The sequence below is a fragment of the Amycolatopsis sp. NPDC054798 genome (assembly GCF_053611505.1).
The window spans coordinates 1-15713 of the sequence record NZ_JBSHAM010000013.1 but is presented as its reverse complement, the minus strand read 5'-3'; the positions used below and the strand labels follow the sequence as shown (position 1 = coordinate 15713).

Here is a 15713-nt window from a genome sequence, read left to right as displayed (position 1 = left end):
TACCGGGGGGGGGCCCCCGCCGGGCCCCCCTAATTCCTCCACCACCCAAAAACCCCAAAATATAAACAGGGGGCGCCCGGGGGGGGGCCCCCCCCTTTCCGCTAGTTAACTCACTCGCTCTCGGTCTCGCCGTTTTCCCCGGCTCCGATGCTCACCGGCGGAGCGTCGGGAACCGAGGACGGACGCTTCTCCCCGCGGAAGGTGAAGTGCGCCTCGTCGTCGCGGTCCTCCGGGTTGCCGCTCCAGCCCTCGACGTCGACCACGATGATCTGACCCGCTTCGACCTCGCCGAAGAGGATCTTCTCCGACAGCTGGTCCTCGATCTCGCGCTGGATCGTGCGGCGCAGCGGCCGGGCGCCGAGCACCGGGTCGAAGCCGCGCTTGGCCAGCAGCGCCTTCGCCTTCTCGGTCAGCTCGATCTCCATGTCCTTGGCCTTGAGCTGCGTCTCGACCCGGCCGATCATCAGATCCACCATCTGGATGATCTGTTCCTGGTTGAGCTGGTGGAAGACGATGATGTCGTCGATCCGGTTCAGGAACTCCGGGCGGAAATGCTTCTTCATTTCCTCGTTGACCTTCTGCTTCATCTTCTCGTAGCGGTCGGTCGCGCCCGACCCGGAAGAGAAGCCGAGGCTCACGGACTTCGAGATGTCCGAGGTGCCCAGGTTCGAGGTGAAGATCAGCACGGTGTTCTTGAAGTCGACCGTGCGGCCCTGGCCATCGGTGAGCCGGCCGTCTTCGAGCACCTGCAGGAGGGTGTTGTAGATCTCCTGGTGCGCCTTCTCGATCTCGTCGAAAAGGACCACCGAGAACGGCTTGCGCCGCACCTTCTCGGTCAGCTGCCCGCCCTCTTCGTAGCCGACGTAGCCCGGAGGGGCGCCGAAGAGCCGCGAAGCGGTGTAGCGGTCGTGGAACTCGCCCATGTCGATCTGGATGAGCGCGTCGTCCTCGCCGAACAGGAAGGACGCGAGCGCCTTCGACAGCTCCGTCTTACCGACACCGGACGGGCCGGCGAAGATGAACGAACCGGACGGGCGCTTCGGGTCCTTCAGACCCGCACGGGTACGGCGGATCGCCTGGGAGACGGCCTTGACCGCGTCCTCCTGGCCGATGATGCGCTTGTGGAGCTCGTCCTCCATGCGCAGCAGCCGGGTGGTCTCCTCCTCGGTGAGCTTGAACACCGGGATGCCGGTCCAGTTGGCCAGCACCTCCGCGATCTGCTCGTCGTCCACCTCGGCGACGACGTCGAGGTCGCCGTCCTTCCACTGCTTCTCGCGCTCGCCCTTCTGGCCGAGGAGCTGCTTCTCCTCGTCGCGAAGGCGCGCGGCCCGCTCGAAGTCCTGCGCGTCGATCGCGGACTCCTTGTCCCGGCGGACGTCGGCGATCTTCTCGTCGAACTCGCGCAGGTCCGGCGGAGCGGTCATCCGGCGGATGCGCATCCGGGCCCCGGCTTCGTCGATCAGGTCGATCGCCTTGTCCGGCAGGAACCGGTCGTTGATGTAGCGGTCGGCCAGTGTGGCGGCCGCGACCAGCGCGGAGTCGGTGATCGAGACGCGGTGGTGCGCCTCGTACCGGTCGCGCAGGCCCTTGAGGATCTCGATCGTGTGCTCGAGCGACGGCTCGCCCACCTGGATCGGCTGGAAGCGGCGCTCCAGCGCGGCGTCCTTCTCGATGTACTTGCGGTACTCCTCGAGCGTGGTCGCGCCGATCGTCTGCAGTTCGCCACGGGCCAGCATCGGCTTCAGGATCGACGCCGCGTCGATCGCGCCCTCGGCGGCTCCCGCGCCGACGAGCGTGTGCAGCTCGTCGATGAACAGGATGATGTCGCCGCGGGTCTTGATCTCCTTGAGCACCTTCTTCAGGCGCTCTTCGAAGTCGCCGCGGTAGCGCGAACCGGCGACCAGCGAGCCGAGGTCCAGCGTGTAGAGCTGCTTGTCCTTGAGGGTCTCGGGCACCTCGCCCTTGACGATGCTCTGCGCGAGCCCCTCGACGACGGCGGTCTTGCCGACGCCCGGCTCGCCGATGAGCACCGGGTTGTTCTTGGTCCGGCGGGACAGCACCTGCATGACCCGCTCGATCTCCTTGCCGCGCCCGATGACCGGGTCGAGCTTGCCCTCGCGGGCGAGCACGGTCATGTTGCGGCCGAATTGGTCGAGCACCAGCGAGGAGGACGGCGTGCCCTCGCCGCGGCCGGAGCCGCTCTCGGTGGACTTCTCGCCGGTCTGGTAGCCCGACAGGAGCTGCAGCACCTGCTGGCGGACCCGGTTGAGGTCAGCGCCCAGCTTCACGAGCACCTGGGCGGCGACGCCCTCGCCCTCGCGGATCAGGCCGAGCAGGATGTGCTCGGTGCCGATGTAGTTGTGGCCGAGCTGCAGCGCCTCGCGCAGCGACAGCTCCAGCACCTTCTTCGCCCGCGGCGTGAACGGGATGTGCCCGCTCGGAGCCTGCTGGCCCTGGCCGATGATCTCCTCGACCTGCTGGCGCACGCCCTCGAGGGCGATGCCCAGCGACTCCAGCGCCTTGGCGGCGACACCCTCACCCTCGTGGATCAGACCCAGGAGGATGTGCTCGGTGCCGATGTAGTTGTGGTTGAGCATCCGGGCCTCTTCTTGGGCCAGGACGACCACCCGCCTCGCGCGGTCGGTGAACCTCTCAAACATGCGCACTCCCTCGACTGCTGCGTCGGCGGCCCGTAACCTCCGTGGATCGCGTCCACGGCGGACAGCACCGTGAGACCACTCTAGTAGCCAAGCGGTCGCGCTTGCGTACCACTACGGCTTCCGGCGGCCCGTTCGCACCCGGGCGGCGACCCGGTCGGTCACCGCTCATCATCCGGTTGCGCTGCACCTTTACTCCCTCTCGAACGTACGGGACCGGATCAGGATTCCGCCCGGGCGCCCCTGTCCGCTCAGCGCGAACACCCCCGCGCGTCCGGGTGGTCTCACCCCTTGGCCACCCGATTGGCGCAATGTCGCTCCGTATGTAAGGTTAGGCACGCCTAACGAAACAGGACGGGGGTGGACCGGTGAACCCGCAGCGCTCGCGCGACGACGCCCGCGAGATCGGCGACGGTCTCGGCTCCTCCTTGCTGCGCGCCAGCGTCCGGCACGAGCTGCGCCGCGACGTCCCCGCGGACTGGTATCGCTGCGCTGACCTCCTGGAACAGCCCGCGCTGTTCGCCGAGTGGCGGTCCCGGCTGTCCGACTGGCTCATCGACCAGCACGGCGTGGCACCCGACCGGACAGCGGCCAGCTACGTGATGTCCTGGTACCTCTACGTCCCGGCGTACGTGGGCGCGTTGCTGCTGCACCACGAGCGCCGGGTGCCGTCGCTCAAGCCGGAGCAGCTCGCGTTCGGCCTGGGCCCTGACCGGCCGCATCCCGAGGGCATGGCCGTGCTCAGCGACGCCTTTTACTGCTTGCCGACGGACCCGGGCAGCGTCCGCCCTGAAGCCACCGTCGTGCGCGACGAACGCGCGCTGGCCGCGGCGCTGCGCGCGCAGTTCGTCGGCCACGCTGCCCGCTTCGTCCGCGCCTACGCGCCCGGCACCAGGCTCGGTCGGCGCATGCTCTGGGCAGCCGCCACAGACGCACTGGACGGCGCGCTGTGGCGGGTTGGCAGGCAAGGCGGGACCGCCGAGGCCGAAGGTGCTGGCGTCGCGGACGCGGCACTGGTGCTCGACGCGCAGTACAGCCCGCTGACCTCGGCGTCCACCTTGCGCATGACGATCAACGACGACGGCCGCCGGGCGTGGGAGCGGCGTCGGGAGAGCTGTTGCTTCTCCTATCTCCTACCCGGGGAGGCGGAATGCGAAAGCTGTCCGCGCGTCTGCCGCCGGTGATCTCCGTCGAGTGAAATTTCAGGCGTACGGGTCCCGGCCCGTCGCGCCCAGCGCCCGGTGCAGCACCGGCGCGGTTTCCGGCACCGCGACCTCCGGGCCGAAGACGCCGCCCTTGCGGGCCTCTTCGCCCATCCCGGCCGCGAACGCGAGAACCACTTCGGCGGCTTCGTCCGAGCAGTTCAGCTCGGTGCCGCTCGCGCGCGTGAGATCCCAGGCGTGCAGGACGAGTTCGCCGAGCACCATGTCTCCGACGACCGCGGCGGGCAATTCGGAGCCGCCGAAAGCGATGGTTCCGGTCCACGCCTCCGGCGGGGTGAGCGCGGCGATCACGTCGTCGGTCATTTCTTTCAGCGACTTCGGCCAGTCCTCTCCGACAAGCGAGGCCTCGGCTTCGCTCGGGGCGGGCGGTTCGTAAGGCTCGTGCCGGATAGCGGCGGCGAGCCACGGGCCCCAGTAGAGGAGGTGGTTGAGAAGACCGCGAACGTCGTAGTCGGCGCAGGCGGTGGGCGCGGTCAGCGACGGGGCGGCAGCCGCGACACGGCACAGTTCGGCGGCGGCCGGGGCGAGCAGTCCGGAATGATTCGGCATGCGGGCGAGCCAACCACGGAACCCGGCGGCCGTCTTGAAAATACGCGACGCACTAACGTTTTCAGCCATGCGGCGGATCCCGAGCGGCGTCCTGAACGAGCGGACGGCTCGCACCAAGTTCACGCTCACCCGGCATCCGCCGGCCCCGGAACTGCGCGATTTCGTGGAACACCACTGGATACTGCGCTGGAACCTGACCGAACCCCATGTTCAGCACGTGCTTCCGAATCTGTCGGTGCACGTGACGTTCTTCCCCGGCGCGTGCGGGGTTTACGGTCCGGCGCACCAGCTTTTCACTCACCGGCTCAGCGGGCGCGGGCACGGGATCGGGGCCCGGATCCGGCCCGGCTGTTTTCGCCCGTTCCTCTACGCCCCGGTGCGCACCCTCTCCGATCGGGCGGCCGACGTCGCGAAGATCTTCGGCCCGGCCGCCGCCGGCACGGAAAACGCCATCCGGAATGCGGAGACCGACGCGGAAATGATCACTGCAATCGACAACTTGCTGATCGCATGCCGTCGTCCCATTCCGCGGGCGGCCCGGTTGGCCGCGGAAGCGGTGGAAACAATCGCCGCGGATCCCGGGATCACCCGGGTCGCGGAACTGGCGGCGGCGCTCGGACTGTCGATCCGGGCAGTGCAGCGGTTGTTCGCCGAGCACGTGGGAACAACACCGAAGTGGGCGATCCGGATTTACCGGCTCAACGAAGCCGCCCGGTTGCTCGCCGAACCGGCCGCACCGGATTACGCGGAACTGGCGACTCGGCTGGGCTATAGCGACCAACCTCACTTCATCCGCGATTTCGCCGCGGCGACCGGATCCCCTCCCGCGGAGTACGCCCGTTCGGCCCGCCGGCTGATGTCGGGCACGCCGGACGGCGCAAAGCCGGGAAACTAATGCGGAACGCCAAACGGCCGCCGGGAATGTTCCCGACGGCCGTTTGACGTGCGGACCGCGAAGACCGGTCTCCGGCGCGGCTGCGTTCTCTCACCCTCGCTAACCGGAGGGCCGCATCCGCGAGTTCCGGAAATGCCCGGTCAGTTCTTCTTGTGGTAAGCCTCGACGACCTCCGACGGGATGCGCCCGCGGTCGGAAACCTGGAAACCGTTCTTGCGGGCCCACGCGCGAATCGCCTGGTTCTGCTCGCGGTCGACCGCGGCCGGGCGGGCCGGGGACTTGCCGCCGGCGACCGGACGCAGCGGCGCGCGCTTGCGGCCGCCCGCGCGGCGGGCGTGCTCGACATACTGCGCGAGCGCGTCACGCAGTTCCTCGGCGTTTTCGCCCGACAGGTCGATCTGGTAGCTCACACCGTCCAAACCGAACTCAACGGTCTCTTCCGCCTCACTGCCGTCGAGGTCGTCGACCAGAGAGACCAGCACCTTCTGTGCCATCTGATTCCTCCTGCGGGGCTTGCCCGAATGATCTGGCTACATGATCTGGTTTCGGGGCAAGCCCCGAGCTACAGAAGTCTTTGACACCCATATTAATACCCGCTTGTCCCGCCGTAGGCAAATCCGCATTGAGAAAATCTCGACCGCGCGGCGGGACGGCGAGCTATTCGGGCCGTACGAGCGGGAAGAGGATCGTCTCGCGGATACCGAGCCCGGTCAGTGCCATGAGCAGCCGGTCGATCCCCATTCCGACCCCGCCGCTCGGCGGCATTCCGTACTCGAGCGCGCGGAGGAAATCCTCGTCGAGACGCATCGCCTCGCTATCCCCGGCAGCGGCGAGCCGCGCCTGTTCGGTGAGCCGCTGCCGTTCCACGACCGGATCCACCAGCTCGGAGTATCCGGTGGCGAGTTCGAAACCGCGTACGTACAGGTCCCACTTCTCGGCCACCCCGGGACGGCTGCGGTGCTGCCGGGTGAGCGGAGAGGTCTCCAGCGGGAAATCCCGGACAAATGTGGGGGCGTGCAGTCCGTCGCCGACGAGATGTTCCCACAGTTCCTCGACAAGTTTGCCGTGCGCTAGCTTGGGATCCACCTCGATCTCGCGCGCCGCGGCGATCTTGTGCAGTGCTTCGGCGGGAGTATCCGGCGTCACTTCCTCGCCGAGCGCTTCCGAGAGCGACTCGTACATGCCGAGGGTCGTCCATTCGCCGGAAAGGTCGTACTCGGTTCCGTCGGCAAGAGTGACGACCTGGGTGCCGAGCACGTTCTCCGCGGCCTCCTGGATGAGTTGGCGGGTCATCACGGCATTCGTGTCGTAAGTGGCGTACGCCTCGTAGTACTCGAGCATCGCGAACTCCGGCGAGTGCGAGGAGTCGCTGCCCTCGTTGCGGAAGTTCCGGTTGATCTCGAAAACCTTCTCGATCCCGCCGACCACGCAGCGCTTGAGGTACAGCTCCGGCGCGATGCGCAGGAACAGCTCGAGGTCGAAGGCATTGGAATGCGTGACGAACGGCCGGGCCGCGGCACCGCCGTGCAGCGTCTGCAGCATCGGCGTCTCCACCTCGGTGAATCCCCGGCGGTGGAAGGACTCGCGCAGCGAGCGCATCACGCCGGAGCGCGTGCGCACCACGTCGCGGGCGCGCGGACGCATAATCAGATCGACATAACGCTGCCGGATTCGCGTTTCCTCGGCCAGCTCCTTGAACGCCACCGGCAGCGGGCGCAGCGACTTCGCCGCGATCTGCCAGCTGTCGGCCAGCACGGAAAGCTCTCCGCGCTTCGAGGTGATCACCTCGCCGTGCACGAATACGTGGTCGCCGAGATCGACATCGGACTTCCACGAGGCGAGCGACTCGGCGCCGACCTGCGCGAGACTCAGCATCGCCTGCAGTTCTGTGCCGTCGCCCTCACGAAGAGTGGCGAAACACAGTTTGCCCGTATTGCGGAGAAACATGACGCGACCGGTGACGCCGACCGACTGACCGGTGCTGGTGTCGGCTTCGAGACCGGAATGTTCGGCACGGATCTGCGCGAGAGTGTGCGTACGCGGAACCTCTACCGGGTAAGGATCGGCACCCTCCGCGATTATCCGGTCGCGCTTGTCCCGGCGCACCCGCATCTGTTCGGGCAGGTCGTCATCGGGCAGTGCGTCGGACGCGGGGAATTCGGTCATGGGCCATAGCGTACGAAGCCGCTGGTGAACCGCGTCAACCGGATTCCCCTTCCGGGGCACTCACGGTATTAGGGTGGTTACTCGTGAGCGATCCCGGCACTGATGCGGAACTGCGCGCCCGGCGGGCCTCTTCGTTCGGCGACCAGGCGGACGCCTATGCCCGGCACCGGCCGGACTATCCCCTGGCGGCACTCGAATGGGGTATTTCCGGGGCGAACCGGCCGGTACGCGACGTGCTTGACCTCGCCGCGGGCACCGGAAAACTCACCGAGGGGCTGCGGGCTCTCGGCCGTTCGGTGACCGCGGTGGAACCCGATCCGGGCATGCTCGCCGAACTGTCCCGGCTGCTGCCGGACGTTCCCGCGCTGCTCGGCAAGGCCGAGGACATCCCGCTCCCGGACGAATCGGCGGACGCGGTGTTCGTCGGCCAGGCCCTGCACTGGTTCGATTTAGCGCCGGCGTTCGCGGAGATCCGCCGGGTGCTGCGGCCCGGAGGAACCGTGGTGGCGCTGTGGAATCACGACGACGAATCCGTGCCGTGGGTGCTCGAATTCTCCCAGTTGATCCGCACCGGTGTCAGCCGCGGCTTCGCCGATCCGGACCAGCCGCTGCGCGCGGACGGCTTCGGCCCGTTCGAACAAGACCGGTTCGCCCACGTTCACCGGCGCTCGATCGAATCTCTGCTGGCGACTGTCGCCACGCATTCGCATCTGCTGGTCGCTTCCGCACCGGACCGCGAACAGCAGCTCGCGCGAGCCAGGGCGTACCTGGAATCTGTTCCGGAGACTGGAACAGGCGAATTCGACTATCCGCTGGTCACCACGGTTCTGCGGGCCCGCCGGCACTGAGCGGCGACCGAAATCACCATCTCGCCGCCGCCGTTCGGTGCTAATTTCGGAGGTGGCGGCGATCCGCCCCGGACGAGCGCGTCGTACCCGGTGACGACAAGACGGCGCAGTGAACGCATCAGTCACTGCGAAAGGTTCTTGATCATGGCCTGGCTCGTTCTTGTCGTTTCCGGATTTCTCGAAACCGTGTGGGCCGCGGCGCTCGGCGCCTCGAAAGGCTTCAGCAGGCTCTGGCCGAGCGTGCTGTTCGGCGGCGCGCTGCTGCTCAGCATGTCCGGCCTCGCTTATTCATTGCGCGAAATTCCGCTCGGCACCGGATACGCGGTGTGGGTCGGCATCGGCGCGGTGGGGACCGCGGTGTACGGGATCGTCGCGATGAACGATCCGCTCACCGTCGGCCGCATCACCTGCCTCGTGCTGATTGTCGCCGGGGTCGTCGGGCTGAAGCTGTTCCACTGATCTTCACCCGAGCGCGATCTCCAGCCCGCGCAGCCGCTCCGGCGCGGAAATCACGTCGATCCCGGTAATCAGGTCGCCGTCGAAAACGAACGTGAGCACCACGGCCAGCCGGCCGCGCGGGGCGAGCACCAGGCCGGGAACGCCGTCGACCAACGCGACCTGCGTGCTGCGCGCGACTTCCGAAGCGAGCAGCGCGCCCTTGCTGACCGCTCGGACACCGCGCAGTACCACCGGTGCCGCACCGGTGTCCGAGTGCAGCACGACGTCTGGGTCGAGCACCTTCAGCAATCCCGCGAAGTCTCCCTCTCGGGCGGCGGCCAGGTACGCCTCGACAGCCCCGCGCCGTTTGCTCGCGTCGGCGGGGCCCGCTTCCCCGCCCCGCACCCGGCGACGGGCGCGGCTGGCGAGCTGCCGGACTGCCGCCGGGCTTCGGTCGAGGATCTGCGCGATGTCCTCGAACGGCACGGCGAACATGTCGTGCAGCACGAACGCGATCCGCTCCGCCGGGCCGAGGACGTCGAGCACTACCAGCATCGCCAGCCCGACGGAATCGGCCAGTTGGGCTTCTTCGGCGAGATCCGCGCCGTCGTCTCCGCGATCGAGCGGGAACGCGTCCAGCGAATCCTCGCGACGGCGTTCGCGCGTGCGCAACAGGTTCAGGCACACCCGCGCCACCACCGTGGTGAGCCACGCGGGCAGATTCTGCACCTCGGAAATATCCGCGCTGTCGACGCGCAGCCAGGCTTCCTGCACCGCGTCGTCGGCCTCGCTCAGCGAGCCGAGCATGCGGTAGGCGACCCCGCGAAGCCTCGGACGCTGTTCCTCGAATTGGGCCGCGAGCAGCGTCCGAGCATCCACCTGTCACATCTCCTTCGCGGGCGGGTTCATCCCAGTAGGACACCCCCAGTGCCCACCTCGCGGCACTTTACCCGGAAGGAATTGTCATGACGACGATCTTGGTCACCGGCGGCACCGGAACCCTCGGCAAGCTGGTCGTTCCCGCCCTCGGCGACGCGAAGATCCGCGTTCTCAGCCGCAAGGCCAACGGCCCCGGCCGGTTCGCCTGCGACCTGATGACCGGCGAGGGCCTCGCTCCCGCGATCGACGGAGCGGACGTGGTCGTGCACCTGGCAGGCGGCCCGAAGGGCGACGACGTGGCGACCGGGAATCTGGTCCGCGCCGCCGAACGCGCCGGGGTCGGCCACCTGGTTTTCATTTCGGTGATCGCCGCGGACGCGCTGCCGCTGGGGTATTTCCGCCGGAAGCACGAGGCCGAAAAGCTCGTCGCCGCGGCGGACGTGCCGTCGACGATCCTGCGCGCGGCCCAGTTCCACGGTTTCTGCCTCAATGCCGTGCGGGCAGTGGCGAAACTCCCGGTCGTGCCGGTGCCCGCGGTCAATTTCCAGCCGGTCGACGCCCGGGATGTGGCCGAGCGGATCGCGGGGCTGGCGCTCGGCGACCCGGCCGGGCGGGTGCGGGATCTGGCCGGGCCCAAGGTGTACGGGATGCGCGAACTGGTCGATCAGTATTTGCGCGCCAGCGGGCGGCGGCGGGCGAAAATGCCGATGCGCATTCCGGGTGCCGCGGGGAAGGTCTACCGCGCGAACGGCAACCTCAACCTCGATGCGGACACCGGCACCCGCACTTTCGAGGATTACCTCGCCGAGCAGATCGGCTAACGCACATTCCGTTCGTACACCAGCCGCAGGCCCAGCAGCGTGAGGTCGGGCACGTGCTCCTTGATCGTCTCGGATTCGCCCAGCACCAACGGGGCGAGCCCGCCGGTGGCGATCACCGTGACCGGTTCAGAGCTGTCGTGCTGCAATTCGCGCACGATCCGTCGCACGAGTCCGTCGACCTGGCCGGCGAAGCCGTACAGAATGCCGGACTGCAGGCATTCGACGGTGTTCTTGCCGATCACCGAACGCGGCGGGACGAGTTCCACCTTCCGCAGCGCGGCCGCGCGGGCGGCGAGCGCGTCCACCGAGATCTCGATGCCCGGGGCGAACGCCCCGCCGAGGAATTCGCCCCGGGCCGAGATCGCGTCGACGTTCGTGGAGGTGCCGAAATCGACCACCACGCACGCGGTGGCGTGCAAATGGTGCGCGGCAAGGGTGTTCACCAGCCGGTCCGCGCCGACTTCCTTCGGATTGTCCACCAGCAGCGCCACGCCGGTGCGCACGCCGGGTTCGACCACGATCTTCGGCACCCTGGCGTAATAGCGGGCGAGCATCACCCGCAATTCCCGCAGCACCGCGGGAACTGTGGACAGCGCGCTGATTCCGGTGACCGCGTCGGCGTGCGAGCCGAGCAGGCCGCGCACGGTGAGCGCGAGTTCGTCGGCGGTCATCCGCGCGTCGGTGCGCATCCGCCAGTCACCGACCAGTTCGGCCCCGTCGTAGAGGCCGAGCACGATGTTGGTGTTGCCGACGTCGACAGTGAGCAGCAACGAGGTCTTCCTTACTGCGGCTCGCGACCGCCGCCGATTCAGGTCAGTTTTCGGCGTGCAGCAACGCGTCGAGACGGCGAGCGTCCGCGGTTTCGGCCACCGGGAAGGTCATCGTGTCCTCTTCGGGCAGCGTGACCGTGCCGCTCAGCAGACCCGATCCGTCCGGTGCGTGCGCCGGGTCGGTCCCCCACTCGACGATCCGGTTGTAATCGTCCACAAAGATCACTCGCGGCCGGTAGGCGCGCGCCTCCGCGTCGTCCATCTGCCCGTAGGCGATCAGGATCACCAGGTCGCCCGGGTGCACGAGATGCGCGGCGGCCCCGTTGATGCCGAGCACGCCGCTGCCGCGTTCGCCGGTGATGACATAGGTTTCCAGCCGCGCGCCGTTCGTGACATCCACAATGGACACCTGCTCGCCCTCGAGCAGATCGGCGGCCTCCATCAGGTCCTCGTCGACCGTGACCGAGCCCACGTAGTGCAGGTCGGCCTGGGTCACCGTGGCCCGGTGGATCTTCGATTTCAGCATCGTGCGATACATCGTGGACTCTCCCTATTCCCCTGCGTCCGGATCCCCGCTCGGATGTTCCACGGCTTTTCCGAGCAGCACTCCCGCGTTGTCGATCAGCCGGGTACTCCCCACCCGGGCAGCGACCAGCAACCGCGCCTCTCCGTCGACGGGCGCCGGCCCCAAATCGGTTCCCCTCAATTCCAGGTAATCCACTTCCACCTGGGGACGGGCCGCGAGCGTCTTCCGTGCCATGTCCAGCACGGCCTCGGCTCCCTCCCGCCCGACGTAGGCTCCCGCCGTCAACGCGGCCGACAGCACCACGGCGTCTTCCCGCTGCTGCGGAGTCAGGTAAACGTTGCGCGAGGACAGCGCGAGGCCGTCCCGCTCCCGGACCGTCGGCACCCCGATGACGCGGGTGTCGATGTTCAGGTCCGCCACCATCCGCTTGATCAGCACCAGCTGCTGGTAGTCCTTCTCCCCGAAGAACGCGTAATCCGGGCGCAGCAGGTTGAACAGTTTCGCGACGACTGTCAGCACCCCGGCGAAATGCCCGGGCCGGGCGGCTCCCTCGAGCTCGTCGCCGAGCGGGCCGGGATTCACGGTGACCACCGCGTTGTCCGCGTAGAGGTCCGAGGCCTTCGGCGTGAAAGCCAGTTCGACCCCCGCCTCGGACAAGGTCGCCAAGTCGGCTTCGAGCTGGCGCGGGTACGCCTCGAAGTCCTCGCCCTCGCCGAACTGCAACGGGTTCACGAAGATCGACGCGGCGACAACGGTGTTCGGCAGCCGCTTCGCGCGGCGCAGCAGTTCGCGGTGGCCGGCGTGCAACGCGCCCATGGTCGGCACGAGCGCGATCTTCCGGCCGAGGCTGCGCAACCCCCAGCTCACCTTGCTGATGTGCTCGGGCGGCTGGAACGTGTTGAGCGTTCCGCGCTGGAATTTCGGTGTCGTCACGGGGTCTGTCCTTCAGCGGGGTCGGCGAGAAGATCGGTCAGTTCGCCCGCGGCCGCGGGATCGAGCAGGCCGGCGGCGCGGGACCGTTCGGCTGTGCGCCGGGCCAGCACCCGGTAGGCCGGGGCGATCTGCGGCGCCCGGTCCGTGAGCACGTCGAGGTGCTTGCGGACGGTGCCGAGATCACCACGCGGGACCGGTCCGGTGAGGGCGCGGTCCCCGTGGCGAAGGACATTGTCCAATGCCGCCGAAAGCAGCGGTGCGACGAGTCGTTCCGGATGCCCGATTCCGGCGTCGCGCAGGGTTTCGGTGCAGTCGGCGACCAGCGTCATCAGGTGATTCGCGCCGTGCGCCAGCGCCGCGTGATACAGCGCCCGCGCGGATTCGGGGACGCGCACCGGCTCGGCGCCCATCTCGACGGCGAGCGCTTCGCCGACGTTCCACGCCGCGTCGTCGTCCGGAGCCGCGGTGACGCCGATGCTCGCCGCGACAAGACGTTCCAGGTCTTCCTCGCGGCCGGTGAAGGTGAGCACCGGGTGCAGCGCGAGCGGCAGCGCACCGGCTTCCGCGACCGGGGCCAGCACGTCGATGCCGTGCGCACCCGAGGTGTGCACCACGATCTGGCCTGCCCGTACGGAATTCGTAGCGACCAGACCACGGACGGTGCCGGCGAGCGCGTCGTCCGGCAACGCGAGCAGTACGAGATCGGCTCTGCGCACGACTTCGTCGGGCGGCAGCAAGGGGACCCCGGGCAGCAGCCGTTCCGCGCGGTTCAGCGAAGCGGCGGACAGTCCCGACGCGGCGACGACGGTGTGGCCTGCCCTGGCCAATGCCGCACCGAGGACACTGCCCACGCGGCCAGCGGAAACGACGCCCACGGCAAGGCGGGCCGGTCGGTTCATGGCGTGCGCCTGTGGACGCTCATGGCTCGAAACTCCTCATGTTCGTTCCAGTCCCGCTCTTTTGTCGCGGGTACCAGACGACGGCGCGAGAGTAGCCCCGACCCGGCCGGATCGCGGTGCCTGGGTGACCAGCTTCACCCGGGGCGTCCCATCGCGCCCGTACCTTATTGGCGTTCCGTTTCCCGCGGCCGTCGTGGGCGCGATTCCCCCGCTGGAGCGCCAATTTTGGCACGGTCGAGCTACCCCGGTCGGGGAATGTTCACCGACTGTCGCGATTGTTCGCCAATCGCACGGCATCCGCGCGGGCGTCCCGCAGTGCCTGCAGCAACTCTTCCTGCCGCCGCCGGTCCTGCTCAGTGCGCAATCGCGTGCGACGCAGGAATGCGAGTTCCGTCACGCTTGCCTGATATCGGCCGACCGCCCGCGCCGCCGCCCGCCCGGATTGCTTGCGCGCCTGCTTCCGCCATTCCCGCCGCCCGGACAAACTGGCGAGCAAGTCGACCTCCGACGGCGCGATCCACCGCGCGGCCGCCATCTTCGGCAACGCCGCGGCGACGATCCGCTGTTCTCGCCGCCGCTGCAGCACGATCACGTAGATCGCGGCGATCAGCAGCGGCAGAATCACCAGGAAATACAGCGTGAGGAAGGATTTCCCGCCGTTGAGCGTGGCCGCGGCGTTCCAGAGCGCGTGCAGGACGACCCCGGCGAGGTATCCGGCCAGCGGCGCGAGAATCCGGACCCACCGCTGCGCGTAACGCGCGGCGATGCCGAACCCGATGCCGGTCATCGCGGTGAACAACGGATGCGTGAACGGCGAAAGCACGCCGCGCACGAGGAAAGCGGCCAGCACACCGGAGCTCGTCCCGTTGCCAAAGCCGTGGTCAGCGAAGGCGCGGCCGAAGTAATAGATGTTCTCGGTGAAGGCAAACCCGGCGGCCGCGAAGCCCGCGTAGACGACGCCGTCGACGAGCCCGTCGAATTCCTCGTTGCGCCGCCAGAAGATCAACAGCACGAAGACGCCCTTGGCGGCTTCTTCAACCAGCGGCGCGGAGACGAGCGCGCTGACCTTGCTGCCGTTGCCGCCACCGAGAAGCAGGTCGCCGAACGCCTCGGCCCCCGTGTTGATCAGCAGCGCGGTGACGGTGGCAATGCAAGCGCCCCAAGCGAAAGCCATCAAGAGCAGCTTCGCCGGTTCAGGCTCCCAGCGATCCACCCAGAGCAACCCGGCGACCACCACCCCGACCGGCACGAGCGCGGCGACCACCCCGATCGCCACCGCCAGCCACCCGACCCGCGCGGTCGCGAGCCCGAAGAGAAAAAGCCCGCACAACGCCACGACGATCAGCCCGAGCACCGGAAGGAGCACGGTGATGTGCCGCGAACGAGATGGCGTGGACGCAGAACCCGGCGGCGAGGCGGAAAGGGTGCCGTTCACGAGCGGTCACCCTACGCAGGGGCTGCCGGGGATGCCGGTTGGACATCCGGGGTTCAGCCCTCTGCGGGATACCGCTGTGACCCACATCCCTGCCTCACCCCAGCCTTCGTCCGTGAGGGGCCCCTTCACAGACCCAGATTCCCTCAAGGTGCCCTTCACGCCCACCCACCCGTCGCATCCCCAGACCGCCCCAATGTGGCATTGGGTGCGTGGGACGCACCGAACGCCACATTGGGTGCATCTAACGCACCCAATGCCACATTGGGGCGCTATCCCCGCTCCTCGAACCGCCAGCGACGAACCCAACCTCACCCCAGGCAGCCACCCGCCCAACCGCACCCGCGCACCCAACTCACCCCAGACAGCCACCCAAGCGCACCCGGGCACCCCAACCTCACCAAGACAGCCCCTCGCCAAACCGCAGCCCGCGCACACAAACCCGCCAGCGCACCCGAGCCCCGCGCCCCCACCAACCGCAGCCCGCGCACAAACCCACCAGCGCACCGGAGCTCCGCGCCCCCACCAACCGCAGCCCGCCTACACAAACCCACCAGCGCACCCAAGCTCCGCGCCCCACCTCCCCAACCGCACCAGCGCACCCAACCCCACCAGCGCAGCCACACCCGGCCCTGCACCCCGATACGAAGCCAAAAACGCGGCGCGGGGGTGCTTGT

Annotated in this window: 14 protein-coding genes, 1 pseudogene and 1 riboswitch; of the genes and pseudogenes, 5 read left to right on the top strand and 10 right to left on the bottom strand. The window is 68.3% G+C overall.

The features are described 5' to 3' along the window. Nucleotides 1-110: 110 nt before the first annotated feature. Nucleotides 111-2660, bottom strand: a complete 2550-nt coding sequence (locus ACWGIC_RS11125) for an ATP-dependent Clp protease ATP-binding subunit (protein WP_452075739.1) — start codon at nucleotides 2658-2660, stop codon at nucleotides 111-113. A 365-nt stretch (nucleotides 2661-3025) separates the two neighbouring features. On the opposite strand from ACWGIC_RS11125, the gene ACWGIC_RS11120 reads away from it, so the two are divergent. Beyond that, entirely contained in the window at nucleotides 3026-3841 is an 816-nt protein-coding gene (locus tag ACWGIC_RS11120; protein ID WP_452075738.1) for a (2Fe-2S)-binding protein, read from the top strand. An 18-nt stretch (nucleotides 3842-3859) separates the two neighbouring features. On the opposite strand, the gene ACWGIC_RS11115 is transcribed toward ACWGIC_RS11120, so the two are convergent. After that, complete coding sequence (locus tag ACWGIC_RS11115) at nucleotides 3860-4429, bottom strand: TIGR03086 family metal-binding protein (RefSeq protein ID WP_452075737.1); 570 nt, start codon at nucleotides 4427-4429, stop codon at nucleotides 3860-3862. A 67-nt stretch (nucleotides 4430-4496) separates the two neighbouring features. Here ACWGIC_RS11115 and ACWGIC_RS11110 point away from each other — a divergent pair, with 67 nt between their 5' ends. Continuing rightward, the gene (locus ACWGIC_RS11110; protein WP_452075736.1) at nucleotides 4497-5324 is read left to right on the top strand and encodes an AraC family transcriptional regulator; all 828 of its coding nucleotides are present in this window, start codon (nucleotides 4497-4499) and stop codon (nucleotides 5322-5324) included. A 140-nt stretch (nucleotides 5325-5464) separates the two neighbouring features. Here the strand turns inward: ACWGIC_RS11110 and ACWGIC_RS11105 are convergent, their stop codons facing one another. Continuing rightward, nucleotides 5465-5818 carry a histone-like nucleoid-structuring protein Lsr2 gene (locus ACWGIC_RS11105; RefSeq protein WP_009084272.1) on the bottom strand — a complete coding sequence of 118 codons (354 nt, stop codon included), beginning with the start codon at nucleotides 5816-5818 and terminating at the stop codon, nucleotides 5465-5467. A 163-nt stretch (nucleotides 5819-5981) separates the two neighbouring features. Then, a complete protein-coding gene (gene lysS / locus ACWGIC_RS11100; RefSeq protein ID WP_452075735.1) occupies nucleotides 5982-7490 on the bottom strand; it encodes a lysine--tRNA ligase in 1509 nt (502 codons plus the stop codon). Between the two features lie 83 nt (nucleotides 7491-7573). On the opposite strand from lysS, the gene ACWGIC_RS11095 reads away from it, so the two are divergent. Then, nucleotides 7574-8338: a class I SAM-dependent methyltransferase gene (locus tag ACWGIC_RS11095; protein WP_452075734.1), complete on the top strand. Its 765-nt coding sequence runs from the start codon at nucleotides 7574-7576 to the stop codon at nucleotides 8336-8338. 49 nt (nucleotides 8339-8387) lie between these two features. Then, nucleotides 8388-8449: riboswitch (guanidine-III (ykkC-III) riboswitch) on the top strand. Between the two features lie 33 nt (nucleotides 8450-8482). Beyond that, entirely contained in the window at nucleotides 8483-8797 is a 315-nt protein-coding gene (locus ACWGIC_RS11090) for a DMT family transporter (RefSeq protein WP_037808251.1), read from the top strand. A gap of 3 nt (nucleotides 8798-8800) precedes the next feature. On the opposite strand, the gene ACWGIC_RS11085 is transcribed toward ACWGIC_RS11090, so the two are convergent. Beyond that, nucleotides 8801-9655 carry a sigma-70 family RNA polymerase sigma factor gene (locus ACWGIC_RS11085; protein WP_452075733.1) on the bottom strand — a complete coding sequence of 285 codons (855 nt, stop codon included), beginning with the start codon at nucleotides 9653-9655 and terminating at the stop codon, nucleotides 8801-8803. A gap of 86 nt (nucleotides 9656-9741) precedes the next feature. Here ACWGIC_RS11085 and ACWGIC_RS11080 point away from each other — a divergent pair, with 86 nt between their 5' ends. Beyond that, the gene (locus ACWGIC_RS11080; RefSeq protein WP_452075732.1) at nucleotides 9742-10476 is read left to right on the top strand and encodes an SDR family oxidoreductase; all 735 of its coding nucleotides are present in this window, start codon (nucleotides 9742-9744) and stop codon (nucleotides 10474-10476) included. Here the strand turns inward: ACWGIC_RS11080 and ACWGIC_RS11075 are convergent. The 5 genes and pseudogenes from ACWGIC_RS11075 to ACWGIC_RS11055 all read right to left on the bottom strand — a co-directional run bounded on the left by ACWGIC_RS11075 (nucleotide 10473) and on the right by ACWGIC_RS11055 (nucleotide 14970). After that, complete coding sequence (locus tag ACWGIC_RS11075) at nucleotides 10473-11246, bottom strand: type III pantothenate kinase (protein WP_452075731.1); 774 nt, start codon at nucleotides 11244-11246, stop codon at nucleotides 10473-10475. The two genes, ACWGIC_RS11080 and ACWGIC_RS11075, sit on opposite strands and share 4 nt — an antisense overlap. Before the next feature lie 43 nt (nucleotides 11247-11289). Beyond that, complete coding sequence (panD, locus tag ACWGIC_RS11070; protein WP_452075730.1) at nucleotides 11290-11784, bottom strand: aspartate 1-decarboxylase; 495 nt, start codon at nucleotides 11782-11784, stop codon at nucleotides 11290-11292. A 12-nt stretch (nucleotides 11785-11796) separates the two neighbouring features. Continuing rightward, nucleotides 11797-12705 carry a pantoate--beta-alanine ligase gene (gene panC, locus ACWGIC_RS11065; RefSeq protein WP_452075729.1) on the bottom strand — a complete coding sequence of 303 codons (909 nt, stop codon included), beginning with the start codon at nucleotides 12703-12705 and terminating at the stop codon, nucleotides 11797-11799. Continuing rightward, nucleotides 12702-13616: pseudogene (locus tag ACWGIC_RS11060) on the bottom strand (Rossmann-like and DUF2520 domain-containing protein); the annotation flags it as partial. The pseudogene ACWGIC_RS11060 and the gene panC, both read right to left, overlap by 4 nt. A 247-nt stretch (nucleotides 13617-13863) precedes the next feature. Beyond that, complete coding sequence (locus tag ACWGIC_RS11055; RefSeq protein ID WP_452075861.1) at nucleotides 13864-14970, bottom strand: PrsW family intramembrane metalloprotease; 1107 nt, start codon at nucleotides 14968-14970, stop codon at nucleotides 13864-13866. Between the last annotated feature and the right edge of the window lie 743 nt (nucleotides 14971-15713).